Origin of the sequence: Exiguobacterium sp. s142 (genome assembly GCF_018618455.1) — a bacterium.
GTDB classification, from domain to species: domain Bacteria; phylum Bacillota; class Bacilli; order Exiguobacteriales; family Exiguobacteriaceae; genus Exiguobacterium; species Exiguobacterium aurantiacum_A.
This window is the reverse complement of the sequence record NZ_JACSMB010000012.1, coordinates 1-25,172: the sequence shown is the minus strand read 5'-3', so window position 1 is coordinate 25,172 and position 25,172 is coordinate 1. Positions and strand designations below refer to the sequence as shown.

The 25,172-nt window shown below is 52.8% G+C and carries 28 protein-coding genes; 9 read left to right on the top strand and 19 right to left on the bottom strand.

Annotated features, from left to right (window positions below; genetic code table 11):
* Positions 1-16 precede the first annotated feature (16 nt).
* A complete protein-coding gene (locus tag KNP77_RS11115) occupies positions 17-313 on the bottom strand; it encodes a hypothetical protein (protein ID WP_070328089.1) in 297 nt (98 codons plus the stop codon).
* Positions 310-2,502 carry a malate synthase G gene (locus tag KNP77_RS11110; protein ID WP_214890787.1) on the bottom strand — a complete coding sequence of 731 codons (2,193 nt, stop codon included), beginning with the start codon at positions 2,500-2,502 and terminating at the stop codon, positions 310-312. The genes KNP77_RS11115 and KNP77_RS11110 overlap by 4 nt, the downstream gene beginning before the upstream one ends.
* A 180-nt stretch (positions 2,503-2,682) precedes the next feature.
* Here KNP77_RS11110 and KNP77_RS11105 point away from each other — a divergent pair, with 180 nt between their 5' ends.
* Positions 2,683-3,129, top strand: a complete 447-nt coding sequence (locus tag KNP77_RS11105; RefSeq protein WP_070328087.1) for a MarR family winged helix-turn-helix transcriptional regulator — start codon at positions 2,683-2,685, stop codon at positions 3,127-3,129.
* Complete coding sequence (locus KNP77_RS11100; RefSeq protein ID WP_131441238.1) at positions 3,126-3,761, top strand: nitroreductase family protein; 636 nt, start codon at positions 3,126-3,128, stop codon at positions 3,759-3,761. Before KNP77_RS11105 ends, KNP77_RS11100 begins: the two co-directional genes overlap by 4 nt.
* Before the next feature lie 38 nt (positions 3,762-3,799).
* On the opposite strand, the gene KNP77_RS11095 is transcribed toward KNP77_RS11100, so the two are convergent.
* Genes KNP77_RS11095 through KNP77_RS16100 form a run of 4 tightly spaced genes read right to left on the bottom strand, consistent with a single transcriptional unit; the run spans position 3,800 to position 5,903 of the window.
* Positions 3,800-4,462 carry an NAD(P)H-dependent oxidoreductase gene (locus KNP77_RS11095; protein WP_070328085.1) on the bottom strand — a complete coding sequence of 221 codons (663 nt, stop codon included), beginning with the start codon at positions 4,460-4,462 and terminating at the stop codon, positions 3,800-3,802.
* A 16-nt stretch (positions 4,463-4,478) separates the two neighbouring features.
* Positions 4,479-5,090, bottom strand: a complete 612-nt coding sequence (locus KNP77_RS11090) for a class I SAM-dependent methyltransferase (protein WP_070328084.1) — start codon at positions 5,088-5,090, stop codon at positions 4,479-4,481.
* A complete protein-coding gene (locus KNP77_RS11085; RefSeq protein ID WP_214890786.1) occupies positions 5,083-5,784 on the bottom strand; it encodes an ABC transporter permease family protein in 702 nt (233 codons plus the stop codon). Before KNP77_RS11085 ends, KNP77_RS11090 begins: the two co-directional genes overlap by 8 nt.
* The gene (locus KNP77_RS16100; protein ID WP_285801022.1) at positions 5,781-5,903 is read right to left on the bottom strand and encodes a hypothetical protein; all 123 of its coding nucleotides are present in this window, start codon (positions 5,901-5,903) and stop codon (positions 5,781-5,783) included. Before KNP77_RS16100 ends, KNP77_RS11085 begins: the two co-directional genes overlap by 4 nt.
* A gap of 136 nt (positions 5,904-6,039) precedes the next feature.
* Between KNP77_RS16100 and KNP77_RS11080 the strand changes: the two genes are divergently transcribed.
* Complete coding sequence (locus KNP77_RS11080) at positions 6,040-6,912, top strand: ROK family protein (RefSeq protein WP_161568109.1); 873 nt, start codon at positions 6,040-6,042, stop codon at positions 6,910-6,912.
* 42 nt (positions 6,913-6,954) lie between these two features.
* Here KNP77_RS11080 and KNP77_RS11075 read toward each other — a convergent pair whose 3' ends face one another.
* The 5 genes from KNP77_RS11075 to KNP77_RS11055 form a co-directional block, all read right to left on the bottom strand.
* A complete protein-coding gene (locus KNP77_RS11075; protein ID WP_214890784.1) occupies positions 6,955-7,449 on the bottom strand; it encodes a hypothetical protein in 495 nt (164 codons plus the stop codon).
* Entirely contained in the window at positions 7,446-8,963 is a 1,518-nt protein-coding gene (locus KNP77_RS11070; protein ID WP_214890782.1) for a diguanylate cyclase, read from the bottom strand. The genes KNP77_RS11075 and KNP77_RS11070 overlap by 4 nt, the downstream gene beginning before the upstream one ends.
* Positions 8,964-9,316: 353 nt before the next feature.
* On the bottom strand, positions 9,317-10,057 hold the full coding sequence (locus KNP77_RS11065) for an AAA family ATPase (RefSeq protein ID WP_131490630.1): 741 nt from the start codon (positions 10,055-10,057) through the stop codon (positions 9,317-9,319).
* On the bottom strand, positions 10,048-11,316 hold the full coding sequence (locus tag KNP77_RS11060; RefSeq protein WP_131468920.1) for a HAMP domain-containing sensor histidine kinase: 1,269 nt from the start codon (positions 11,314-11,316) through the stop codon (positions 10,048-10,050). The genes KNP77_RS11065 and KNP77_RS11060 overlap by 10 nt, the downstream gene beginning before the upstream one ends.
* Positions 11,316-11,963 (bottom strand): response regulator transcription factor, encoded by a 648-nt coding sequence (locus KNP77_RS11055; protein WP_070328077.1) that lies wholly within the window; start codon positions 11,961-11,963, stop codon positions 11,316-11,318. The genes KNP77_RS11060 and KNP77_RS11055 overlap by 1 nt, the downstream gene beginning before the upstream one ends.
* Positions 11,964-12,106: 143 nt before the next feature.
* Between KNP77_RS11055 and KNP77_RS11050 the strand changes: the two genes are divergently transcribed.
* Positions 12,107-12,670, top strand: coding sequence for a hypothetical protein (locus tag KNP77_RS11050; protein ID WP_131505126.1), 564 nt, complete (start codon positions 12,107-12,109; stop codon positions 12,668-12,670).
* Positions 12,671-12,700: 30 nt separating this feature from the next.
* Here the strand turns inward: KNP77_RS11050 and KNP77_RS11045 are convergent, their stop codons facing one another.
* Together KNP77_RS11045 and KNP77_RS11040 are read right to left on the bottom strand one after the other, a co-directional pair.
* Positions 12,701-13,408 (bottom strand): hypothetical protein, encoded by a 708-nt coding sequence (locus KNP77_RS11045; protein ID WP_214890780.1) that lies wholly within the window; start codon positions 13,406-13,408, stop codon positions 12,701-12,703.
* A 94-nt stretch (positions 13,409-13,502) separates the two neighbouring features.
* Positions 13,503-15,413, bottom strand: coding sequence for an endonuclease MutS2 (locus KNP77_RS11040; RefSeq protein ID WP_214890778.1), 1,911 nt, complete (start codon positions 15,411-15,413; stop codon positions 13,503-13,505).
* A 458-nt stretch (positions 15,414-15,871) separates the two neighbouring features.
* Here KNP77_RS11040 and KNP77_RS11035 point away from each other — a divergent pair, with 458 nt between their 5' ends.
* The 3 genes from KNP77_RS11035 to nagE are packed head-to-tail and all read left to right on the top strand — an operon-like array spanning position 15,872 to position 18,712.
* Complete coding sequence (locus KNP77_RS11035) at positions 15,872-16,360, top strand: PTS sugar transporter subunit IIA (protein ID WP_236636585.1); 489 nt, start codon at positions 15,872-15,874, stop codon at positions 16,358-16,360.
* A gap of 19 nt (positions 16,361-16,379) precedes the next feature.
* Positions 16,380-17,228 carry a PRD domain-containing protein gene (locus KNP77_RS11030; protein ID WP_131441252.1) on the top strand — a complete coding sequence of 283 codons (849 nt, stop codon included), beginning with the start codon at positions 16,380-16,382 and terminating at the stop codon, positions 17,226-17,228.
* Positions 17,225-18,712, top strand: coding sequence for an N-acetylglucosamine-specific PTS transporter subunit IIBC (gene nagE, locus KNP77_RS11025; protein WP_214890776.1), 1,488 nt, complete (start codon positions 17,225-17,227; stop codon positions 18,710-18,712). Before KNP77_RS11030 ends, nagE begins: the two co-directional genes overlap by 4 nt.
* Positions 18,713-18,748: 36 nt before the next feature.
* On the opposite strand, the gene htpX is transcribed toward nagE, so the two are convergent.
* Positions 18,749-19,630 (bottom strand): zinc metalloprotease HtpX, encoded by an 882-nt coding sequence (gene htpX, locus KNP77_RS11020; protein WP_070328297.1) that lies wholly within the window; start codon positions 19,628-19,630, stop codon positions 18,749-18,751.
* 21 nt (positions 19,631-19,651) lie between these two features.
* Positions 19,652-20,200, bottom strand: a complete 549-nt coding sequence (locus tag KNP77_RS11015) for a LemA family protein (protein WP_131465838.1) — start codon at positions 20,198-20,200, stop codon at positions 19,652-19,654.
* A gap of 138 nt (positions 20,201-20,338) precedes the next feature.
* Between KNP77_RS11015 and KNP77_RS11010 the strand changes: the two genes are divergently transcribed.
* Both KNP77_RS11010 and KNP77_RS11005 read left to right on the top strand, forming a co-directional pair.
* Entirely contained in the window at positions 20,339-20,767 is a 429-nt protein-coding gene (locus KNP77_RS11010) for an NUDIX hydrolase (RefSeq protein ID WP_131490551.1), read from the top strand.
* Positions 20,768-20,781: 14 nt separating this feature from the next.
* Positions 20,782-21,966, top strand: coding sequence for a M20 metallopeptidase family protein (locus KNP77_RS11005; protein ID WP_131470229.1), 1,185 nt, complete (start codon positions 20,782-20,784; stop codon positions 21,964-21,966).
* 12 nt (positions 21,967-21,978) lie between these two features.
* Here KNP77_RS11005 and KNP77_RS11000 read toward each other — a convergent pair whose 3' ends face one another.
* The 4 genes from KNP77_RS11000 to KNP77_RS10985 all read right to left on the bottom strand — a co-directional run bounded on the left by KNP77_RS11000 (position 21,979) and on the right by KNP77_RS10985 (position 24,991).
* The gene (locus tag KNP77_RS11000) at positions 21,979-23,304 is read right to left on the bottom strand and encodes a hemolysin family protein (protein ID WP_071398783.1); all 1,326 of its coding nucleotides are present in this window, start codon (positions 23,302-23,304) and stop codon (positions 21,979-21,981) included.
* A gap of 90 nt (positions 23,305-23,394) precedes the next feature.
* Positions 23,395-23,871 carry a DMT family transporter gene (locus tag KNP77_RS10995; protein ID WP_214890774.1) on the bottom strand — a complete coding sequence of 159 codons (477 nt, stop codon included), beginning with the start codon at positions 23,869-23,871 and terminating at the stop codon, positions 23,395-23,397.
* Between the two features lie 11 nt (positions 23,872-23,882).
* On the bottom strand, positions 23,883-24,554 hold the full coding sequence (locus KNP77_RS10990) for a Crp/Fnr family transcriptional regulator (protein ID WP_083274036.1): 672 nt from the start codon (positions 24,552-24,554) through the stop codon (positions 23,883-23,885).
* Between the two features lie 11 nt (positions 24,555-24,565).
* Positions 24,566-24,991: a DMT family transporter gene (locus tag KNP77_RS10985; protein WP_070328066.1), complete on the bottom strand. Its 426-nt coding sequence runs from the start codon at positions 24,989-24,991 to the stop codon at positions 24,566-24,568.
* Between the last annotated feature and the right edge of the window lie 181 nt (positions 24,992-25,172).

Here is a 25,172-nt window from a genome sequence, read left to right as displayed (position 1 = left end):
AACAGGTGTTGCAAACTTAATCCAAGTAGGCGCAGCATTCGAGTGCCGACTTGAACGTCGAATGTTCCATCCCACAACTGCGGCAGACGTTTTCCTCGTCCCGCTCTTCTGGTTTGCGGAATACGACGACTTCCTCGACCGGTTCTTTCATGATTTGGAGCGAACCGTCCGTCCGATCGAGCACGAGGCGCATCAAGTCGTTGCCATACACGAATGCGGTATTGGCGAGCGTCGCTGTCGACTCTCCAGAGACGATGCGGCGGACGACCCAACGTTCGATTAACTGTTCGCTTTCGATTTTTTTCGTTGTCATGATGATGCTCCTCCTTTTAAGTTCAATTCAAGTGTCGACTGTGTCAAAAATTGACGGCGGCGGCGATGCAAGATCGGTTCCGTGTACCCGCTTGGCGAATCCGTTCCTTGGAACACTAAGTCTTTTGCTGCTTGATACGCGATCGAGTCGGTCACGTCCGGCGTCATTGGCCGGTAGTTCGGGTCGGCCGCGTTCTGCTTGTCGACGACTTCAGCCATCCGGTACATCGTCGCTTCGACTTGCTCACGCGTACAGACACCATGATAGAGCCAGTTGGCCACGTGTTGGCTCGAGATGCGGAGCGTCGCCCGGTCCTCCATCAACCCGATATGGTGGATGTCCGGCACTTTCGAGCAGCCGACACCTTGCTCGACCCAGCGGACGACATAACCGAGCAGCCCTTGCAGGTTGTTCTCGAGTTCCTCCCTCACTTCATCGTCTGTATAGACGCGTGTCGTGAGCGGAATCTCGAGCAGGCGTTTCCGTTCGCTGTCGATATCGAACGGCCGTTGCACCAACTCGCGTTGGACACGGAACGCATCCACTTGATGGTAATGGAGCGCGTGGAGCGTCGCGGCCGTCGGCGACGGGACCCAGGCGGTCGTCGCGCCGGACTCAGCATGGGCGACTTTCTCCCGCATCATGTCGCGCATCTTATCAGGCATCGCCCACATCCCTTTGCCGATTTGGGCTTGTTGATAGAAGTCGGCCGCGAGTCCGGTCAAGACGTTCAAGCGTTCGTAGGCATCGAGCCAAGCCGACGTCTTCATCTCGCCTTTCTTGCGCATCGGCCCGAACGTGAGCGACGTATGGATCTCGTCACCGGTCCGGTCAAGAAAACCGGTGTTGATGAAGACGATCCGCCCCTTCACGCGTTCGATGCAGTTTTTCAAGTTGAGTGACGTCCGTCTCTCCTCGTCCATCACACCGACTTTGAGCGTATGGCGCGGCAAGTCGAGCACGTCTTCGATTGCGTCGAACAAGTCGTTCGTGAACGTGACTTCCTTTGAACCGTGCATTTTCGGTTTGACGATGTAGATCGACCGTTCCCGCGAGTTCCGTTTTGAGTCGAGGTGACGGCTCGCGATCAGTGACGTGAAGATGCCGTCGAGAATTCCTTCCGGTACTTCCCTTCCTTGATTGTCGAGCATCAAATCTGTCGTCATCAAGTGACCGACGTTCCGAATGAACAGTAAGGAACGTCCCGGCAGCACGACGTCTCGTCCGTTTCTGCCTGTGTAGCGGCGGTCTTCATTCAGCTGGCGCTTGAGGGGTTTGCCGCCTTTCGTGAACGTCGCTTCGAGTGTGCCGTCCATCAGCCCGAGCCAGTTTTTGTAAAGGTGGACCTTGTCCCGAGCGTTGACGGCTGCGACCGAGTCCTCACAGTCGACGATGGCCGATAAGGCAGACTCGAGTTCGATATCGGTGAGCCCTGCCCCATCCGTGCGGCCGATCGGATGGTTCCGGTCAAATTTCAGTTCGGCGTGGAGGCCGTTATGGACGAGCACTAAGCTCGTCGGACTGTCCGGATTCCCGACGTAACCGACGAAACAGTCATTGCTGAACGGGACGTCTTGTCCGTTGATGATGACGTATGGTTCATCGGCGCGAACCGCGTATCCTTCCGCGTCCCGGTGCGAACCCGTTAGAAGCGGGAACGTGTCGTCGAGGTATTGTTTGGCGTAAGCGATGACCGCTTCGCCCCGGACCGGATTGTAGCCGGCCGACTTCGTTTTTCCGTCCGCTTCATCGATGACGTCCGTTCCATACAGCGCGTCATAAAGACTTCCCCAGCGTGCGTTCGCCGCGTTCAGGGCATAGCGTGCGTTGTCGAGCGGGACGACGAGCTGTGGTCCGGCTTGCTGTGTGATCTCCGAATCGACACCCGAGACGTCGATACTAAAATCAGGGACGACCGGTTCGATGTAGCCGATCGATTGGAGGAAGCGCTCGTAGCCGACAAGGTCAAAGTCTTGTTTCTGTTCGCTGTACCACTTCTGTAACAGTCGCTCAAACGACTCCCGTTCGTGAAGCAACGCCTCGTTTCGAGGAATGAACTCGTCTAGTATGCGCTCGACTCCTTGCCAAAACTGATGCCCCGTCTCTGCTCCTGGCAATACATGAGCCGAGACGAAGTCGAGGAGCTCCTGATGTACGCGATAAGTTCCTACTTGTGTATACTGTTCCAAGCCTTCACATCCTCCCGTATTTGTTGTTATATATCAGTTGACTTTAATATAGACTATTATATAACAGTTTGGCAACAGGTTTTTTAAAACTTTTTATTTGGCGGCAATCGAAAAACACGTTAGGATGAATTACATGACCCATCAATGATTGAGTCATCAATTAGTTAAGGAGGGTTATGGATGCGCGAATCTTGTTCGCCTAGCGACCAAATTCTCTACAACGTCATCACTGTACAAAAAGAACTCAGCCAGCTGTTCGATACCGAAATGGATGGACTGAGCCTGACCCGATACGATATTTTGAGCAACTTGAATCACGTCGGTCCACTTCGCCAACGCGAGCTGCAACAGCGCGTCGATGTCGATCACGCGGCCATCACCCGTCACTTGAAACAACTCGAGACGCAAGGGCTGATCGCTCGTGAACGATGTCTTCAAGACAATCGCGTCATCTACGTCGACTTGACTGAGCTCGGTCGCGACAAAATTGCACATTGGACCGAGCAAAAGAAGTGCTTATCGGACCGACTTTTTGTAAACATGAAGGTAGAGGAGCAACAACATTTGCTCGACCTGTTAAATACGTTACAACACAACATTCAACACGAAAGGAAGACCCTAATATGAACACGACAACACAGAAAGACTTTATGGAGATTGTAAAAGGACGCCGTTCGATTCGCGTCTATGACGAGAGCGTCAAAATCTCGAAAGACGAAATGACACAAATCCTCGAGGAAGCGACGACAGCACCGTCTTCGCTCAACCTTCAGCCATGGCGCTTCGTCGTCATCGACAGCGCCGCCGGAAAAGAGACACTCCTCCCGCTCGCGAGCTTCAATAAGCGTCAAGTCGAGACGTCATCGGCTGTCATCGCCATCTTCGCCGACTACCAAATGGCCGACTACACGGAAGAGATCTTCAATTCGGCTGTCGAGCGCGGCCTGATGCCTCCTGAAGTCCGCGACCGCCAAGTCGACATGATCAAAGGCATCTTCAAAGACGCACCGAACGAAATGATCAAAGACAGCATCTTGCTCGACTCAGGCCTCGTCGCGATGCAGCTCATGCTCGTCGCCCGTGCCCACGGCTACGACACGAACCCGATCGGCGGCTACGATAAGAAGAATATCGCCGAAGCGTTCGGTCTCGAGAAAGAACGCTACCTCCCGGTCATGCTCCTCTCGATCGGCAAAGCCGCGGAAGAAGGTTACCCGTCGGTCCGTTTCCCAATCGACCGCATCACAGACTGGAAATAAGCAAAAGCTCAATCGCGTCGAGGCGATTGAGCTTTTTTTCATCCGATGTATTTGACGACCTCGTTGAAGTCGCGACGCGTCTTCGGCGCGAAATCGCGAGCCCGGTAACCGAACGCGACCATGGCCGAGAGCGACCAGGCCCCGCGTTCCATGACACCTTCTGAAATCAACAGTTCATCAATCTGTTGTTGGTTGAACCCTTCGATCGGACATGAGTCGATCCCGATTTGGGCTGCTGCCGTCATCATGTTGCCGAGCGGGATGTACGTCTGGCGCTTGATCCACTCTTGGAACACTCGCTCGTCGTCTAACAGACGATAATCTTGTTCTTGGAACTCCTGCACTCGTTTGATTCGGAGCGCATACTCGTCCTCGGTCCGTCCTTGGACGCCCGTGATGATGTGGCGCAGATAGTCCGAATCATAGCGCATTTCCTGCGGCGTCCGGGCCAAAATCAAGACGAAATGGCTCGCCGTCAACGCTTGTCCTTGAGCACCCCACGTGTTGTCCTTAATTTTTTGAAGTAAATCTTCGCGACGGACGACGACGAACTGCCACGGCTCGAAGCCGAATGAGCTCGGTGACAACCGTCCCGTCTCCAGGATAAATTCAAAGTCGCTTTCATCAATCTTGCGGTCCGCGTCGAACTCTTTCGTCGCTTGACGCCAACGGTACGCTTCTAAAATATCTTTTTTCTTCACTCAAATCCACTCCCCATTACCAAGATGACTCCATCATATCAAATCGATAAATGAGAAACCGTTCATGAAGATTCTTCAGCGGCAATCGGACGTCTTGGACGTAACGGAACGGTGTCTCATCATTCAAAAAGTGTAAATAATCGTCGGACGGATAGTAGAGGATGATATCGACCGGACGCGGCGAGAGCTCGACCGAGTCGAGGATGTTGGCAACGACTTGGCGGAACACTTGAACCGAGAACGGGTTGAAGAAATAAAATCGGTTCGCCTCAGGTGGGATCATAAACCGTTCGGCATACGCGCACTCGAACTGGACGCTCCCACGCGACCGATGCTTCTTCGTATAGTTGACCCAGTTTTGAAGCGCCTCCTCGTGATAGCCCCCATCCATCTCGACCCCGATGGCGCGGACACGGAACGTGTAGGCGAGATAAAACGGCAACCTCCCTTTCCCGGATCCAAAGTCGACGACCGTGTCCGTCGGCTCGAGCGGATAGGCGTCGCGCAACAAGTCGAGCGCAGCATATGGGGTCGGCTCATAGCGATGGTATTCGACCGAGGTCGGGAAGCCTTGCTGAGGCTTCACCGTCTCGATTTGTAGCAGTCGTTCATATTGTTGTTCAGTCATGAAAGTGTCCCTTCTTGATTTTTTGGAAGAATGAATCATGCAACGCCTCGGCCAAGTCGATTTCGCGATCAAGGTACGGCTGACGCGACATCCAACCTTCCCCGGCATAAAGTGCCAGTGCGACGAAACCACTGCCGAAGACGACTGCCGCGAGCGGACGGCCGTCAAGGAACGCATATAGGCAAATCATGGCGATGATCGTGACGCTAACCCGCAACATCCAATGGCTTCGCCTAATCTGTAACTGATACTGAGTCCACATATGGAGCCAAGCGATTAGGAGAACCGACAAGAAGAATGACAAAATTGAAGCATGTGTCCATCCCCAATCGACGAGCACCGGCCTAAACAACGAAACGACCACACCATATTTAATGATCAGCTTAACGATATGATAGGACAGCGAATAGCGCTTCAACACCTTGATGAGCGCATCGCCGGTGCTTCGCGTGACATCTGCTCGTTCGACCCAAATGAAAAACGTATCGCTGACGACAAGGAGCAGGAAGAGCACCGCCCAAACGAACGCCGAAACGTCGCCGACCCAATCAAGACCACCTTGCCAGAACAAGATATACTGATAACCGAGAAAGAAAAAGAGCGGAAATACGACGTACAATCTGAGCCGCCACGTTTTCCAATGCTTGGCCGCATGGTCGATGACGCGTCGCTTCAATAAATACCGAGCTGTCATCGCACGGCCACATGTTCAACCATTTCAAACAACGTCTTGCTTACCGATTTAATCGAGTCGCGCAGCTGTCGTTTCGCCGCTTCCGTCTCAAAACCGGCGTTCCCGATATGAACATCCATGTGAACCTCCTCGCGACCGATTTGCATCATTTGGCATGGTGCGCTAATGTGGATAAGCATGTGTTCTTCTCTATCTATCATACCATGCCCCAAACATAGCCTTGACAACAAAATCCCCCGTAAAGGAGTAAGTACTATGCAACATTATCTAGCCATCGATATCGGTGGAACGAGTATCAAATACGGAGTCGTCCAAACTGATGGGACACTTCTGTCGAACGACCACGTCCCGACCCCTAAGACGTGGAAAGCATTTCTCGAACAGATCGATGCAATCGTGAACAACACGCAAGCCGCGGGACCGATCCAAGGAATCGCCTTTAGCGCTCCAGGCGCCGTCGATTCGTCGACCGGGGTGATTCACGGCGTTACCGCCCTCCCCTACATTCACGAACAGCCTTTCCTCGAGCCGTTTCAAGACCAGTACAACTTACCCGTCACCGTCCTAAACGACGCGAACGCGGCAGCGCTCGCCGAAGGATGGACCGGGGCCGCCGCTTCTTTGAAACGTTATGCGACAGTCGTCATCGGCACGGGTGTCGGTGGTGCTTTTATCGACTCGAACGAAGTCATGGTCGGTTCACACTTCCATGGCGGCGAGTACGGCTATTGGATTCTTGACCCGAATGCCCCCCACCCGGACGGCACGTGGAGTAAAGTCGGTGCGACGGCCGTTCTCGTGAAGCGGTGCAGTGATCGCCTCGGACTGCCCCTCACCGGCAAAGACGTGTTCGACCTTCAATCGGACTCACGTATCCATGAGGAACTCGAAAACTTCTATCGTTGGAATGCGATCGGACTCTACAATCTCCAGTTCGGGCTCGACCCGGAACGGATTTTGATCGGTGGCGGCATCAGCCGGCGGCCTGAAGTCCGTGACGGCATCAAGCGTCACCTCGATGCGCTTACGGATTCGTTCGGTACGTTCCGGATCGACGTCGAGACGTGCGCCCACTTCAATGAGGCCAACTTGATCGGTGCTGTCCGTTTCCACCTTTTAACGAACTAAAAACAGGGTTTCCATCACCGCTTGGTGAAGGAACCCTGTTTTCTATTGTCTGATGCGGTCCTCATGCAAGTGGTGATACACCTCGTCCCGGATCGCTTGGAGCGTCCGATCATGAACAATCACGTGGGCGCGAATGATGCGGTTCGTCCGCTCATCGATTTTCCGCGTCTCTAGATAGCGATCTAAGATCGGTAAACTGAAGTCATCGATTGGCAAATACGTAATCGGGATCACTTCCTGTCCCGATTTAACGGAGACTTGTATCCCGTTCACGTCAGGAAAGAAGTGCGACTCGTAATACGGCTCGATGATGAGCTCGTCTTTCATCGCGTCCCTTACTTCGGGGATTGTCGTCGGTAAGGCAATAAAGTACACCATCTGATCAAACGAGAACGAGACGTCTTGTAACGAAACGTGCAATGCCGCCGCCTCACGCTTGGCGATGTGACATAAGATGAATAGATAGCAGTACCGGCTCGACAGCAGTATGGTCCCAACAAAGGCGACCACCATCATCATGACGCTAAACTCGCTCATAGCGCTACCCCTTCCCAGCGACAGACTTGATTTTTCCCGCGTGACTTGGCCGCATAAAGCGCCTGGTCCGCACATTCAATCAACTGTTCGACCGTCTGATCACGAAGCGTATGCTTCGAGGCGACGCCAAAACTGAGCGTCAACTGCCCACCCGGTTGTTGATTCCCGTGCGTGAATGTTGTACCGAGCACGGCTGAACGAATCGTTTCGGCCACGTGCGTCGCTCCGATCTCATCGAATCGCGGGAGCAAGACGACAAACTCTTCGCCGCCGAAACGATACGCCATCTGTTCGTCGGGTACACTTCGGCGAATGACGCTCGCGAGTCGCGTCAACAGTTCGTTCCCCGCCAAATGACCGTTCGTATCGTTATAATGTTTGAAGTGGTCGATGTCCATGACGATGAGCGACAGTTCGTCTTCATCACATTCGCGGAACAATACATCCAAATCTTGCTCGAACGAGCGATGGTTCTTCAAACGAGTCAGTCCGTCACGGAGCGCGAGCGTCTCAATCCGTTGATAAAGCGTCGTCTGATGCAACGCAAGCGATGCCTGTTCCGCGATGGGCCGAACCCCATCGATTTTTTGAGGGGTGATCGGCTTCTTGTTGACGACGTTATCAATGACGAGCAATCCGTACGGGATACCTTGATGATGTAACGGGAAGATCGTGCACTCATCCATCTGTAACTCTGTATGTAATAGTCGTAGGACCGCATCATCGGTGATGCTCGCATAGACGTGTTGCGGTCGGCCCGAGTCGAGCGTCTGTTTAAACACATGATTGGAATTAAATGGGAACGTCATTTTGCGAATTCGCTCGTTCAATTGCTCGTCTTGCGTCGAGTCCGTCTCTTTCTCGTCAATCAATCGTTGAAGGTCATAATGTTGCCGTGTGATTTCTTCCCAAATTTGGTACCCTTCCTCGGGATTCATCGGTCCCGTCCCCATGACGCCGTAAATGCTGTCTTTTTCCGGGTCGGCAAAAAAGATGATCGAGCGGTTGAAGCCGAGCCCATGACCTGCCGTCACCGACGTCAAAATCGTCTGTAGGAGACGGTCCGGGTCGAGCGTATCTTGCATCGTGAAGCTGACTTCACGAAACACGTTCAATTGACGAGAGCTTGTCGTCAACATCCGTAACCGATCCGATCGTTCCCGTTTCAATTGTTTAATATAACCGAACAAGAGCGCGGCACCGAGTCCGAAAAAGATATAACTGAGCAACAACGGAAACGATAAGTCTCCTGATTGGCTATAGACGAGCAACCAACCGACAAGAATCGCGGTCACCATGCCCGTCCATTGAAAACAGATGAGGCCGGTCGCGATGAGCAGCAACACCGACCAATGTAAATCATAAAAGTCGAACAGAATCCCATGCCAAATCACGACAAGGCTACTCGCCCCAACGAGTAGCCAACGGTTCAAAGATGGGGTCGTCATCAAGCGCAGTACGTTGATGACGAGTGTGATCAGGACGATGCCAACAATCAATAAACCGTATACCATCGCTACCCCTCATTTCGTCAATAATCATCTCTACACGTCTATTATAGAGCGATTATTCAAACGTGGGACAGTTTTCGCCCAATTACTGACCAAACTTTTAAGTTTCTTGAAAGATTTTCCAATAGACTTCAACGTTTGTTTTACATCATTATTTCGTGTACTTTAGCACAGTAACGTGAAATGATGGAAGCAATTAACCGAATCAAGTGAGGTGGAAACCTAATGGATTTTTGGATAGACACGCTCTCATCGATCGGGACGTACATGCTGATCGCTGCCGGTGTCAGCGTCGCGATCATTTTGTTGCGGAAAATCACGAAGTCATAACAAAAGGCGGCCACGGCCGCCTGTTGTTATTCAAATAAAATCCGTTGCATCCGCTCCGGTGCCGCTAAAAAGTCGCGCATGACCCGGACGTGTTCGAGTTCATCGAACGTCGTCGGCGCGAGCCCCGCCTCGACTTCCAAAATCGCCGCGTCCGGATACGACATGAGAATCGGTGAATGGCTCGCGATGATGAATTGGCTCCCGGCCTGCACGAGCTCATGCATCCGGGCGAGCATCGTCAATTGACGCATCGGCGACAACGCGGCCTCCGGCTCGTCTAAAATATAGAGGCCCGCGCCCCGGAAACGGTGGAGCATGAGCGACAAGAACGCTTCCCCGTGCGACTGCTCATGGAGTGAGCGACCGCCATACGATTCGTAAAATCGTTCAGGGTCTGGACTCGATCGCGCTATTTCGTCCACGTAACTCGATAGCTGATACGCCGTCTCGGCCCGGAGGAAAAAACCGTCCTTCGGGCGATACGCACTACGAATCGGGCGTAACGCCTCGAACAGCGGGCTATGCGTCGACTCGGTCTCAAAGCGGAACGTCGTCGCCCCGCCTTCCGGATTGAATCCGGCGGCAATCGCCATCCCTTCGATCAACGTCGACTTGCCGCTGCCGTTTTCCCCGACTAAAAACGTAACCGGCTTCGTCAACGTCAATTCGTCAAACGCTTCAAAAATCGGGAGCGAAAACGGATACCCTGGCGTTTCGATCCGATCTCGTTCTAAGCGGACACCTCGTAAAAATAAGTTCAATCCCATTCGATCCAAAAAATCGCCCCCTCGTTTGATTCGACCCCGTAATTGAGTTGCTGCGCTTCAAGCAACAACTTGTTGATGGCGAGTCCAAGACCGTGTCCGTTCGACCGATCACCTTTGACGTACATATCCCATACGCTCGCACGCATCCTATCATCGAGCCCCGGACCTTGATCCTCGATCTCGAGTCGGTTTCCGACAATTCTGATTGTGATGACGCCACCGTCGGGACTCACCTGGTAGGCGTTATGAAGAAAGTTGGACAACACCCGTTCCATCGCCGTTTGATCGGCTTGTAGCGTGACTGCTTCGAGTTCGAGTTGGACGGTGACTTGTTTATGCCGGAACCAGTCTTCCATTCGTGCCACCGTCTCACGAACGAGTCCGTCCAATCGGATCGGCTCGATTTGGAGCGGCAGACTTCGTGACGATAACTTCGAGTACTCGAGCATCTGCGTGACGAGACGATCGATCCGGTCAACTTCTTCGGTCATGCTCCGTCCTGTCGATGAGACGTCTTCTGGCTTGACGACGCCGAGCTCGAGCATCTCTGCCTCGTTGCGAACGATAGCGAGCGGTGTCCGCACGTCATGTGTGACCCCAGAGATGAACGTCTTTTGCAGCGTCTCTTTTTCTTGAAGCGCACGATTCATCTGATCGACCGCTTCCGTCAAATCACCGATTTCATCGTCTGTGACCGGCGGCAAGTTGATCGTGTGTGTTCCTGCCATGATCGCCGTTGCCGCTTGTTTCAATTGGACGAGCGGTGACGTCAAGCGCCGCCCCATCCAATACGTCACGCCTATCGCCGCGACGAGGGCGAGCAGGAAGCCACTCCCGAGAATCATATAGATTTGACGGAACTGGGGATTCGCTAGCGGCGCATTCGTATACGTCACGATTTGAATGTCTCCTTCTTCTCGTAAAAACGTCAAGAGACGCGTCCCGTTTACGCTGACTTGATCGCGTTCCACCAATGCGTCCGGGTTCAGCGTCGGTGTCATCTGTCGCCGCATCCGTCCGCCTCGGTCAAGATCGATCGGTTCGCCGTCTTGAAACACGAGGACGTTGAGCTGTCCCGGTATGCCTCGCCCTTCAGCTAACGCGTCATAGACGATGTCCGCTTCACGCTCGAGCTGGGCGTAGCTTTCCGTCTCGGCAAAGCGGCCGATCAAGAGCGACGTGAGCCCGAACGTGAGCACGGCCATGACCACGAGCGGGAGAATGGCGGTCCACAACAACTTTTTCATCAACCGGTTCATCACACGTCCTCCAATCGATAACCGACCCGATGCACCGTCTTCAACTGCCGTTTGATCGTCTTGGACTTGTCGCGGAGCTGTTTAACGTGCGTGTCGACCGTCCTCGTGTCACCGACGAACGTATAGTCCCACACGTCGTCGAGCAATCGGTTCCGGTCAAGCGCTTCCCCGATATGCTTCATGAAATAGAGCAGCAGTTCGTACTCCTTATTGGCCAATCGAATCGGTTTCCCGTCTTCCGTCACCGTCCGTGATTTTTCATCAACTTTCAGATCACCGAACACGATGCCATCCGTCTGCTTGACGAGACGCTTCAATCGAATCTCGAGCTCCTTCAAGACGATCGGTTTGACCAAATAGTCGTCAGCACCGAGCTCAAGACCGAACACCCGGTCATCGGCTTCCCCGCGTGCCGTCGTCAACACGATGGCCGGCCGCGGCTGAAGTGTCTGTAATCTCGGAATGAGCGTCCACCCTTCCCCGTCCGGCAGGCGAACGTCGAGCAGTACCGCATCGAACGGCTGATCAAGCAGTCGTTTCGCCTCGGCGAGTGTCCTCGCCACGCTGACAGTAAAGCCCGCGTACGTCAAAAAACGGGCCATCCCGTCCGCTAGCTTCTGTTCATCTTCCACTACGAGCACGTTCATCTGTATCGCCTCCACTCCCATTATATCGCATCAAGAAAGCATCCCATCGTTTCCCAAATACAATTTGCAAAAACCTTGCAACTCCCTCACAACTTGCCGGCGGGCAAGATCTACACTTGAGGTAGTAAAAGGAGGAGATACACATGAAATCATCAAAATTAGCACTCGCTTTGGCCGGCCTGCTTGCCGTCTCGGGCACAGGCGTCTACGCAGCCACGAACGAGACGACGACAACTGAAACGACAGAATCGACGGAAGCTTCGACGCAATGCGAACGCGGTGAACGCGGCATGTTCGGAGACCGGGCAGCCGGACAAGCGGCGTTGCTTGAGGCGCTCGGTTTGAGCGAAGCCGAGGTCGAAGCGGCACGTGAAGAAGGACAGTCGCTTCCTGAGCTCGCGGAAGAGAAAGGCATCACGGTCGACGCATTCATTGACGCGATCATCGCCTCACACGAAGTGAAACTTGATGCAGCGGTCGAGAACGGTAATTTGACGCAAGCGGAAGCCGACGCGATTTTAGCTGAACATGAGGAGCGATTCGCCGACGTGACAAGCTATGACGATCTAGACATGCAAGGACCGGGAGGCAGAGGTCGACACGGTCACGGATCGCATCACGGTGGCCAATTCGGTGGTCCAAACCAAGACGACAATACACCTTCAACAGATGACAATGTAGAAAATCAGAGTACAAATTCACTGTAAGCAAAAAGGCAACCAGAGATGGTTGCCTTTTTAGATAAACAGCAATAGCAGCGCATAACCGGCAAGACCGATGGCAAAGGCACGAAAACTGCTGTCACGCTCTTCGGGTAACTCTTCTTTCATGACGTTCAAGATGATGCCACCGGCCAAAAAGGCGACAATCATCGACAGCGTGACTTCATGAAGCGCTGAAAACGCCCCAACACTCCAGCCGACGAGCACCGCGAGTGAAAGCAACAAACGTCCCCGCTCGTCATATAACTGTTGATGGTGGTGTCTCAACCCTTGATCGACCGTGATGAAATGAATCCCTAACGCGAGAAAGTAGAGCGTCATCGCCCATATCGTGTCGAACTCACTCTCTGCGAGCACATACCCGATGCTAAAATTGTAAAAGATGAACAGCGCCATATGAATCCAAAACACGCTTCCTTCATCTCGTTTTTTCATTTGGGATGCCAATCGCTCCAATCCGTAAAAAACGGCCAAACCGAACATACTAACGATGAGGATATGATTCTCGATCGAGGCGAACAGACCGCTCCCGAGATGTCCTTCGAGCTCGCGTTGGTATTCATTCAGTTCAGGCAAGAGATGCAAGAACACGTAAGCGACAGCGACGCCACCGGCGAGCGACAAGAAGCGGCTCCGTGGCGTCTCGCGCACGTGAATCAGTTGACCTGAAAAGTAGTGGATCAAGGCAAATCCGATGGCAAACAACAAACTTAACCAAAACATCTAGTCCACCTCCGACACATTACCCGACAGCCGGACGTTTCGTCATGACTCTCGGTCCTTGGTCCTTACCCGAGCGCTTAAGGTCATACACTTTTTAGTCTCCACGTTCGGCGCGTTGCCGTGCCCGAATCTCTTTTTCAACACGACGCAACGCTTTCTTCGAGCCACGCTCAAAATCATGCGCCTCTTTGCGCTCTCGATAGTCTACGAACAACGTCTCTAAGTCATAACCCGCCGGATAGAGATCAACCGCCTGCGCTTCAAGCCGGACGCGTCGCAACGGATGGTCGCTGAACGTCCCTTCTGCATAAACCGTGACATGTCGCCCAGAATCGTCCGTCGCATAGACGAGCCCGACTTGATTCGTCTCGAGTAACCGGACGCGATCTCCTTTTTCAAATTGCTGGATCAGTTCCGGTTTCGCATTCACCACTTCTTGTGTCAGCTTCGAAGTGTCGACGAGTGTCTGGTCATATACTTTTTCTGTCATATAACGTGACGCCTGTTTCAAAATCGCTTCGGGCAGCTTCATTTTCCGGGCAATGAACAACGCGTTGCTGTCACCGGACTGACCGATCAACAACCGATACTTCGGCTCGAGCGTGTCTGGGTCGAGCTGCATCGCCGCGTTCATGAAGTCCGGATGCGCCTCGGAATACGCTTTGATTTCCCCGTAATGGGTCGAGGCGACGACGAGGCAGCCGCGTTTGTACGCCTCTTCTAAAATCGCGATGGCGAGCGCCGCCCCTTCGTTCGGTTCGGTCCCACTCCCAATTTCGTCAAATAAGAGCAACGACCGTTTGCCGGCCCGCTGCATGATCGTCGCCACGTTGTTCATGTGGGCCGAGAACGTGCTGAGGGCAGAACCCATGTCTTGATTGTCACCGATATCGACGAACACGTCGTCAAACGTCGAGATGTCCGTATCGGGATGAGCCGGGATGTGCAGACCGCTCATCGTCATTAAAGTAAGCAAGCCGATCGTCTTCAAGACGACCGTTTTCCCGCCGGCGTTCGGTCCGGTGATGATGAGTCCGCGGTACGTCTCGCCGAGCGAGAAGTCGAGCGGGACCGCCCTATCAAGCAACGGGTGCCGGACTTGTCGCAAACGAATTTTCCCGGTCCCGTTCACGCGTGGCGAAATTCCTTCGATCGTCTGGCTATACTTCCCTTTGGCAAATACCATGTCGTACTGGGCGATAACGTCGAGCGTCGTCTCAATCGCCGGTAACGCTTCGGCCACCATACCGGTCAGCGTCGCGAGCACTTGATAGATTTCAACCGCTTCCTCGGTCCGTTTGACGGCGAGTTCCGCGTTCAGCTTGCTGATCGCTTCCGGCTCGATGAACACGGTCGTCCCCCGGTTCGACGTATCGATGATCGTCCCGGCGACTTTATGTTTGTACGACGTCTTGATTGGGATCGTGAATCGGTCCTGCTTCTTCGTCACAAACGCGTCTTGAATCGCTTCACGGTTGGCCGCGCTCTTCAAAAATTTAGTCAACCGCTCCTCGATCCGTCCTTCGAGAATATCGATTTGCTTCCGAGTCCGTTTCAGTTCTTTTGACGCCTCATCGACGACGCGTCCGGCCCGGATCGACCGAACGATTTCTTCTTCGATCGAGCGCCTTTCACTCATCTCGTCCGCGTACAGAGATAACAACGGTGCAAAGAACGTCTGCTCGGCCATGAATCGTTTCAGTTTGCGGGCTCCGCGGAAAAATTCAGCGACGGCTTCAAGTTCACCCGCTTCGAGTTGGATGCCACGACTGATTTTCCCGATGAGCGGTTCCATGTCGGACACCCCGATGAACGGGACGTGCGACGAGGCGTCTAGGATCGCTCGTGCCTCCGACGTCTCTTGCAGTCGTTTCTTCACCGTCTGTAGATGGCTCGTCGGTTGTTGATTTCTGAGCAACTTGCGACCGAACCCGCTGATGCAGTAGCGTTCGACTCGTTGGATGAGTTCAATATATTGTAGTTTTTCTAACGTTTGTTCGTTCATGGTGATCTCTCCTTAAAATAGGGTGGAGATACCGCGCAAACAAAAAGCGTCGGTCGATGACGACCAACGCAAAAAGACAGACCGGTGTCTGGCAGTTTATGATGGGCGGTATCCGTAACAGAACATGAAGGCATGACAAAAACACGCGTCATCCTACGTTTTTCAGTTCGTTAGGCAGATACGACCTCACTCATCAACATGCAACACCTTTCACTTAAGATTCGTCTTCACTATACAACAAATTTCAGAATAAGTACATTTTTTAGACAGCGCTTACAAATTAGGTCTTGTCTTCTTTTAGATAGCGTGCTATGTTGAGACAGAAGAAACAAATATTGATCACATGTGACTGATTCGATCAGGCATGGGGTAAGACGAAAGGCTCACGCCACCCGTCTATACTCCATGCCTGTTTTGTTTTTTCACAATCATTTTCGCAAGGAAAGGATGAAGTGAACATGTTATTGAATAAGTGGATGAAGAGACATACACTGACACTTTATGCACCCATGGAAGGAGACATCATTCCACTTGAGCAAGTGGCCGACCCCGTCTTCAGCGAGAAGATGATGGGCGACGGAATCGCCATTAAGCCGACAAACGGAACAGTCGTCGCACCGGCTAATGGAACGATCGTCCAAGTCGCACCGACGAAGCACGCCATCGGCATCCGGACGGAAGACGGAGCTGAGATTTTGATTCACGTCGGACTCGACACGGTCGAACTTTCAGGAGACCCGTTCACAGTCCACGTCACTGTCGGTGACCATGTTGACGTCGGACATCCTTTGTTGACAGCGGACTTGAAGCGGATTCATCAAGCCGGGAAGGACACGGTCACTCCGATGATCGTCACGAACGGAAGCGACTTACCTCACCCCTACTCGTTCCACGCGGGCGGGCCCTCGCTTTCCGGAAAGACTGTCGTCGCTCAAGCGGAACAATGACTCCTCGATAGGAGGACACATGTTAAAAATCAAAAAAATCTTAAACAACAACGCGGTCATCGTCTCAGACGAAGGTGAAGAAAAGATTGCCATCGGACCAGGCGTCGCCTTTAAAAAAGGGCGCAACGACATCGTCAATCCGCATAAAATCGAAAAACTATTCGTCATGTCGGAAAACGATAAGTTTCAACAGCTCTTAAGCCGCATCCCGGTCGACCACTTCACCATTTCCGAAGAAATTATCACGCATGCGGAGAAGCGGCTCGAGACGACGTTCAATGAGCACATCCACGTCGTCCTGACCGATCATATCTCGTTTGCCATCGAGCGTGAGGAAGAAGGGATCTCGCTTCGGAACAAGCTGTTGAACGAGATCAAAATCTTGTATCGCAACGAATATGAGATCGGGCTCTGGGCGCTGCAACTGATCGAGGACAAAATCGGGTTGAAGATGCCGAAAGACGAAGCGGCCTTCATCGCGCTCCATATCCATACACTCAAAGTGAAAGGAGGTGATTTGCGCAAGACGGTCAAACAGACGACGATCGTAAGAGACATGATTCAATCGATTTCACGACGACTCGACCTATCTATCGAAGAAGATGACTTATCCTATCAACGCTTATTAACCCATTTACGATTTGTCATGGATCGGGTCAACCATTACGATCATCACACGATCGACGAGGACATGCTTCAGATGATTCAAACAAAATTCTCGTCTGCTTACGCGTGTGCGTCTGACGTCGCAACTGAAATGGAAAACTTATACGGCATCGTCTTGCCCGAGTCAGAGCTTGGTTACATCACGCTCCACATTCAACGCCTGCAAGATCAACACCATCAAAAAGGAGGACATTTACAATGATGAACTTTTTACAACGTCTCGGACGTTCGCTCATGTTGCCGGTTGCGGTACTTCCTGCAGCGGCCATCCTCATGGGCATCGGTTACTGGATCGACCCGGTAGGCTGGGGTTCTGAAAACATCGCCGCCGCCTTCCTCATCAAAGCCGGTGCAGCCATCATCGATAACATTCCAATTCTCTTCGCTGTCGGGGTCGCCCTCGGTATGGCGAAAAACCGTGACGGCTCAGCCGCTCTCAGTGGTCTCGTCGCTTTCCTCACGGTCACGACACTTTTATCAGCAGCAACAGTCGCATTATTCCAAGGTGTAGACGTCGAAGCCGTCAACCCGGCGTTCGGCAAAATCGCTAACGCGTTCGTTGGGATCTTGTCAGGTCTCGTCGCCGCGTCCATGTATAACCGCTTTAGTCACGTTCAGTTACCTGACGCCCTCGCCTTCTTTAGCGGCAAGCGTCTCGTCCCAATCATGACGGCGTTCTCGATGATTCTCGTCTCGGTCGCACTTTACTTCGTCTGGCCGGTCGTCTACACAGGACTCGTCGGATTCGGTGAAACAATCTCTAAAATGGGAGCAATCGGTGCTGGACTTTATGGATTCTTCAACCGTCTATTGATCCCGACAGGTCTTCACCACGCCCTCAACTCGGTATTTTGGTTTGACGTTGCCGGCATCAACGATATCGGTAACTTCTGGTCCGGTGAAGGTGAGAAAGGGATCACTGGACGCTATCAAGCTGGATTCTTCCCGATCATGATGTTCGGTCTCCCGGCAGCAGCCCTAGCGATGTATCACACTGCGAAAACGAAACGTAAAAAACAAGCGGCCTCGCTCCTTCTCGCCGCAGCGTTCGCTTCATTCTTCACAGGTGTCACGGAACCGCTCGAGTTCTCGTTCATGTTCCTCGCACCAGTTCTTTACCTTGTCCATGCTGTGTTGACAGGCGTGTCACTCTTTATCGCTGCCACATTCCAATGGACGGCCGGGTTCGGCTTCAGTGCCGGTCTCGTCGACTTCGTCCTCAGCTCACGGCTACCGCTTGCGAACCAGCCGTATATGTTGCTCGTCCAAGGCCTCGTCTTCGGTGCCATCTACTACACGATCTTCCGCTTCATGATTGTCAAACTTAACTTGGCAACGCCAGGTCGCGAGTCGGACGAAGAGGTTGATGCAGTCGCGACAGAAACAGCGCCTGAAGGTGAAACGAAAACGGCACCAGTTGCAGCAGGTGGTCAGTACTCTGCGATGGCAACCATGATTTATGACGGTCTCGGTGGTGACCAAAACGTCACCGGTATCGAATCGTGTGTCACACGTCTCCGTGTCGACGTCAAAGACATGGACACGGTCGATCAAACGCAAATTAAGAAAGCGGGCATCCCAGGAATTAAAGTCGTCAGCCCGAACCATATTCAAGTCATCGTCGGGACGAACGTTCAATTCGTCCTCGAAGAGATTGAAAAACTCCGGAGCAACCGCGCCGGATGACGAACGAAAGCCACCTCGCTATGGAGGTGGCTTTTTTTACATGCCTCGTAGTCGTTTGATGCGTTCTTCCGGATTCGGGTGTGTCGAGAACAGCCCGCTCAGCTTTTTCTTCATAGGATCCGAAAAATAAAGTGATGCCGACGCCCGTGACGCCTCTTTCACTGGCGTTTTGACGTTAGCGATCTTCTCGAGCGCCGAAGCGAGTGCGTCCGGGTTCCGCGTCAGCTCGGCTCCGCTCGCATCAGCCAAAAACTCACGATTTCGCGAGATAGCCAGGTTGACGAGCGTTGCGATGATCGGGGCTAAAATCAACAGGACGAGCCCGACGATCATAAAGATCGGATTTTGGTTGTTGTCCCGCCGTCCACCGATACTTCGGAAAAACAGCATCCGCGAGCCGATGTCACTCATGATGGCGATGACGGAGACGAGGGCGAGCGTCACCGTCGCCAGGCGGACGTCATAGTTTTTAATATGCGCGACCTCGTGGGCGATGACACCTTCGAGTTCTTCGCGGGTCAACTGATCCATTAAACCAGTCGTCACGGCGACCGCCGCCTTCTCGGGTTTGAGCCCGGTCGCGAACGCGTTCGGTGACGGGTCATTGATGATGAAAATCCGTGGCATCGGGACACGGGCGACCATCGCCATGTTCTCGACCGTGTGCCATAAGAAACGATGTTGTTCGACCGATGTGATCTCTTGGGCGTGATTCATCTTCATGACGATATTCGTGCTCGACATGATGACGATCCCGATGTAAAACAACGAGAACACAGGAGTGAAGATGAGCCCCGGGAGTGGATCGCCATAGTTCAAATACGAGATGACGACCCCGACGGCTAAGACGAGGAGGACGAATCCAGCCACGATGAACACGGTTTTAATCTTATTCTTGCGGATTTGTTCATACAGAATCATCGTCGCCACTCCAATCCATTAGAATGAGACGCGAACGTTCTCGCGTTCTTCTTCGCGCGCCTCGAGCATGTCGCGTTTTTCGAACTTATGGACAGAAGCGATGATGTTCGTCGGGACCGATTCGATTTTCGTATTATATTTCATGACCGTATTGTTATACAGCTGTCGCGAGTAAGCGACTTTATTCTCTGTCTGGGTCAACTCTTCTTGTAGCATCAAAAAGTTCTCGTTCGCTTTCAAGTCCGGATACGCCTCGCGCAGCGCAAACAAGTTTTTGAGCGCACCGCTCAGTTGATCGTTCACTTCCATCTGTTCCTGACGGCTCGTCTTCGAGCCAAGCTGGTTCCGTAGCTCGACGACTTTCGCAAGCGTCTCTTGTTCATGCTTCGCATACCCTTTCACCGTCTCGACCAAGTTCGGGATCAAGTCGTAGCGGCGTTTCAGCTGAACGTCGATCTGCGCCCACGACTCGTCGACCCAGTTTCGATATTTGACAAGTCCGTTGTACATCGAAAAATAGATGACCGCCAAGACGACGATGATACCAATTGCGATAATCCAACCCATTTCAACACCTCATTTCATGATTTACTTCTGTATTAATTCCCTTTCGTCGTATACCATAAGCATAACTTAAGTAATATGTAGAAAATGGTTCATATCTACTGTGGGTTCCCTCACGAATTCATGCAAAGGAGTGTCACAATGTCCGTTCCTACCATCGTTGTTGCCGTGAAAGCGGTAATTGTGCAAGACGACCACCTCCTCATCATCAAACGGGCAGCCGATGACGAGGTCAATCCCGGCACATGGGAGCTCGTCGGCGGTAAACTTGACTTTGGCGAGACGCTCGAACATGCCCTTGAACGAGAAGTATTCGAAGAGTCCGGTTTGTGTGTCGCGGTCCAACAATTGTTGTACGCTACGACGTTTTTGACCGACCCGAATCGCCAAGTCGTCATCATGACGTACTTGGCTCACCCGATCGTGACAACCGTCACCCTCTCCGAGGAACATAGTGACGCCAGATGGGTAACGGCTGACGAAGCACAAAAGTTATTACATCGTCCAATTCTTGACGATCTGGATTCACATGACGTATGGGCCTTTCTTCAACCAAAAATGATCAACTGACAGGAGTGCAAATCATGCTTGTGACTGACCTCGATTCACGATTGGCGGAACTGTACGACGAGATGGTGTCGCTCCGACGCCATTTTCACCAATATCCCGAACTGTCGTTTGAAGAACAGGAGACACCAAAAACGATCGCCACTTATTTGCGCAAGCTCGGCCTCGAAGTCCGCGAAAGCGTCGGCGGCAACGGCGTCGTCGGACGCATTCGAGGCGGCAACGGACCAACCATCGCCTTCCGGGCCGACTTTGACGCTTTGCCGATCCAAGACTTGAAAGACGTGCCGTACCGCTCAAAAGTGAACGGTTCGATGCATGCGTGCGGCCATGACGCCCATACGGCGACACTGCTCGTGCTCGCCAAAGCCTTGAGTGAGACCGACCTGCCGGGAGACGTCGTTCTCATCCATCAGTTTGCGGAAGAACTCGCGCCCGGAGGAGCCAAGCCGATGATCGAAGATGGCTGCTTGGACGGCGTCGACTACATCTTCGGCGCTCACATCTGGACGCCGCTCCCGTACGGCACGATCGGGGTAAAAGCAGGTCCAATCATGGCCGCAGCCGACCGCTTCGAGCTGACGATCAAAGGGAAAGGCGGCCACGGCGCGATTCCGCAACATACGGTCGATGCTGTCATGGTCGGGGCGAACGTCGTCGGTCAGTTGCAACAAGTCATCAGCCGTCGCACCGATCCGCTCGAACCGGCCGTCTTAAGCGTCGGCACGTTCACCGCGGGCCAGGCGTTCAACGTGATTGCTGACGAAGCGAAGTTATCGGGGACAGTCCGAACGTTCACGCTAGAAACACAAGAACGGATCATCACAGAGATGGAGCGCACCATTTCCCACGTCTGCGCGGCGAGCGAGGCGACGTATGAGCTCGAATATATCCGCGGCTATCCTCCCGTCATCAATCATTACGCCGAGACGGAGCATGTTCGCCAAAGTGCAGCTCGCGTCGTCGGTGAAGCCGGCGTCATCGAGATGTCTCCACTCATGGTCGGAGAAGATTTCGCCTACTACATGCAACATGTTCCCGGCAGCTTCTTTTTCGCCGGGGCCGGCAATCCTGAAGTCGGCGCCGTCTTCCCTCACCACCATCCTCGCTTTGATGTGGACGAACGGGCCATGCTAAACACCGCCCGCGTCCTCATGCGCGCAGCGTTCGAAACATGGAACACACAAAAAAACGAAGACTGACGCCCTAAGGCATCAGTCTTCGTTTGGCGTTTCTGACAACATCGACACGAGAACTTGGTCGACACGTTTCCCGTCCATATCGACGACTTCGAAACGTAACCCGTACGCCTCGACGATGTCTCCGCGTTTCGGGAAGTCACCGAGCGAGTAAATGACGAGCCCTGCTAGCGTGTGGTACAAATTACGGCCCTCATCGAAACGGTTATCTCGAATCCCGAACGTTCGTTTCAAATCTTCAATCCCGAGCAAGCCATCCGCCAAGTACGTCCCGTCCGCGCGGCGGACCACTTCCGGCGTCTCTTCTTCAATCATCACTTCCCCGACAATCTCTTCTAGTATGTCGAACAACGTGACCATACCGAGGAAGCCACCGTATTCATCGAGCACGAACGCGATCTCAACGCCGTTCTTTTGCATCATCTGCAGCACTTGGCTGGCCTCGCGTTGCTTTGGCACGATGAGCGGCTGCTTGATGCGTTTTAAAATTTGTGACGGCTCACGCAACGTCGCGAGCGTTAAAATATCACGGACATCGATGTAGCCGACGAACTCGTCGAGCGAATCGCGTCCGACTGGAAGTTTGTTGTGTTTACTCTCATAAATCGATTTTTTAATATCGTCCATGTCATCCTCGAGGTCGACCCATTCGAGCATCGTCCGCGGCTGCATCAGTTCATAGATCAACTGGTCGTGGAAAGCGAAGACGCGCTCGACTTGTTGCACTTCTTCATGGGCGAACGCCCCTTGCTGCGCCCCTTCGAACAACAACTGTTTAATTTCGAGCTCGGTCTCCCCACTCGACTGTTCTGCTTTCAAGCCGAGCAATTTGAACAAGAACAGTGTCGATTTCGATAAGATCCAAATGAACGGTCGCATGACTTTGCTGAACAAATCAAGCGCCGGAATGATTGACATCGTCACCTGTTCAGGTGACACGAGCGCAATCCGTTTCGGGACAAGTTCTCCGATGATGAGCGACAAATACGTGATAATCGTGACGACGACCACATAGCCGACCGTCGGTGCGTACTGCGCGCTCATTCCGAGCTGTGCAAATAGTTCAGCGAGCGGTGTTGAAAAACGCGCGCCCCCGTAAGCCCCGTTGATGATTCCGATCAATGTGATCCCGACTTGGACGGTCGACAACAGGTCTGTCGGGTCTTTTGAATGTTTGAGCGCAATCTTGGCGCTGCGTTTACCTCGATTCGCCTCAACTTCAAGTTTTGCCGGTTTCGACGAGATGAGCGCGATCTCTGTCATCGCGAACACCCCGTTCAACACGATCAAAAATATGACGATCATTAAATCAATTACTATGGAAGAATCCACTTGTTTCATCACCTCTACGTATATTTCGTACGACTCCATCTCATCATATCAGACATTCATTATCCACCTGTACCCGTTTTGCTCACAAAAAAAGCCACTTCATTGCGAAGTAGCCTGTTCCGTCGCTTGACGATCGATTGCTGCCGCCTGAGCTTGTTTGAATACAATCACGCCTAGTAGCAAGATCATCAACCCGATGATTTGGCCTGGTGACAGTGATAACCGCGGCATTCCGAACGCTCCGAAGAGATCGACGCCGAGTGCCCAAATCAACTGGGACACGAGAATGATCGAGACGGATAATGTCGGGCCGAGTAGTTGGATGCTGCGCATCACACAAAATACGACACCGACACCTAGCAAACCACCGAGCGCATAAATCGGTGAAATGTCGAACACGCCGCGGATGTTTCCGCCGAAAAGTGCAAGCGGGACGAGCGAGCCGACGAACCCGACGATAAAGACGAGCACGGTCGTCGCCCAAGCTCCTAAATACACGTTCATTTTGGCATTGACCGCCGCTTGTACACTGATGAACGCGCCAGCCACCGCTGAACAAATGATTCCTACTAACATGAACTGCCTCCTTATTCATACACCATGCCATTGGCACGTTCGTTTAATCGTTTCGCATCGAGAATCGTCACTTTCGTCCGACTCCGTTCGACGAGTCCCTCGTCCGCGAACGCTTGCAGCGTCCGATTCAAGTGGCGATAGCTCGTCCCGAGCCATTCGGCGACTTCCTTCCGTTTCAACTGACTCATCTCTTGTTGGAACAACTCATTTCCTGACGCACTGAGTGAGACGAGATAGCCTGCTAACCGCTCTTCAAGCGTCGACATCAGATGATTCGAGGAGGCGTTCGCCTCAATAAATAACTTTTCCGACACCCCGCGGAGCAGATGTTCCGTGAACTCGATCGTCCGGTTATGCGTCCGCAGCGCTTCAAACGGGATGCGCAGACACGTGACCGCCCCTACAGCTTCGACCGTATGCAGGACGTCCCGGCCGCTGGCGTACTCAATATCGCCAATCAAAGACGGCGCCGTCTTCAACCGCAAGAGTCTCAGTTTCCCTTCCTCGCTCAACGTATAAATTTTGACGCGTCCCTCTAAAACGACGAACAACGACTCAATCGTTTGATCGTTCGCACACAACATCGCACCGGTTGGAAATGTCACAATCGACGACGCCGCGAGTGTCTCCGTTGAAAAAAGATGGTGCCAGTTAAGGCGTGTTAACGCAGCTTCAACCCCCATGTCACCCCTCCTCACGTGAATGTGTAAATCCCGATACCGACAACCATCAAGGCGAGTCCCATGATCTGACCTTGATTGACAGGCTTCTTCTTCACCCCGAACCAACCGTTCAAATCGATAAGGAACGCCCCGATCAATTGGGCGACGAGCAACACGCAGATTGCCCACGTCACACCGAGTCGCTGGATGGCCGTCAGCTCTCCAAAGACGACGAAGACGCCAAACAACCCACCTAAACTGTAATACCATGGCACACGCCGGAACGCCGTCATGTCTGCATCACGTTTGAACGCATAAATGCCCAAAGCGAGTATGAGTCCGACAAAGTGGACGATCGTGACGGACAACCAGGCCCCGACTGCGTAACCAAGCTTTGCGTTAAAGATGCCTTGTAACGCGATGAACGTGCCCGAGAGTACTGCAAAAATGATTCCCATACTTACCTCCTATTCTCCTCGTCTGACTGTACGCGAGAATAAAATGCTTGAAAAGGACATATGTCCAAAAAAAGAACAACCTAGGTCAAGACGAGGGCACTGAAAAACTTCAAATAATTTTGAGCAGAGGAGCGTCATCCCGGATGGGATGGCGCTCCTCTGCTTTCATTGCCCTTCAAGC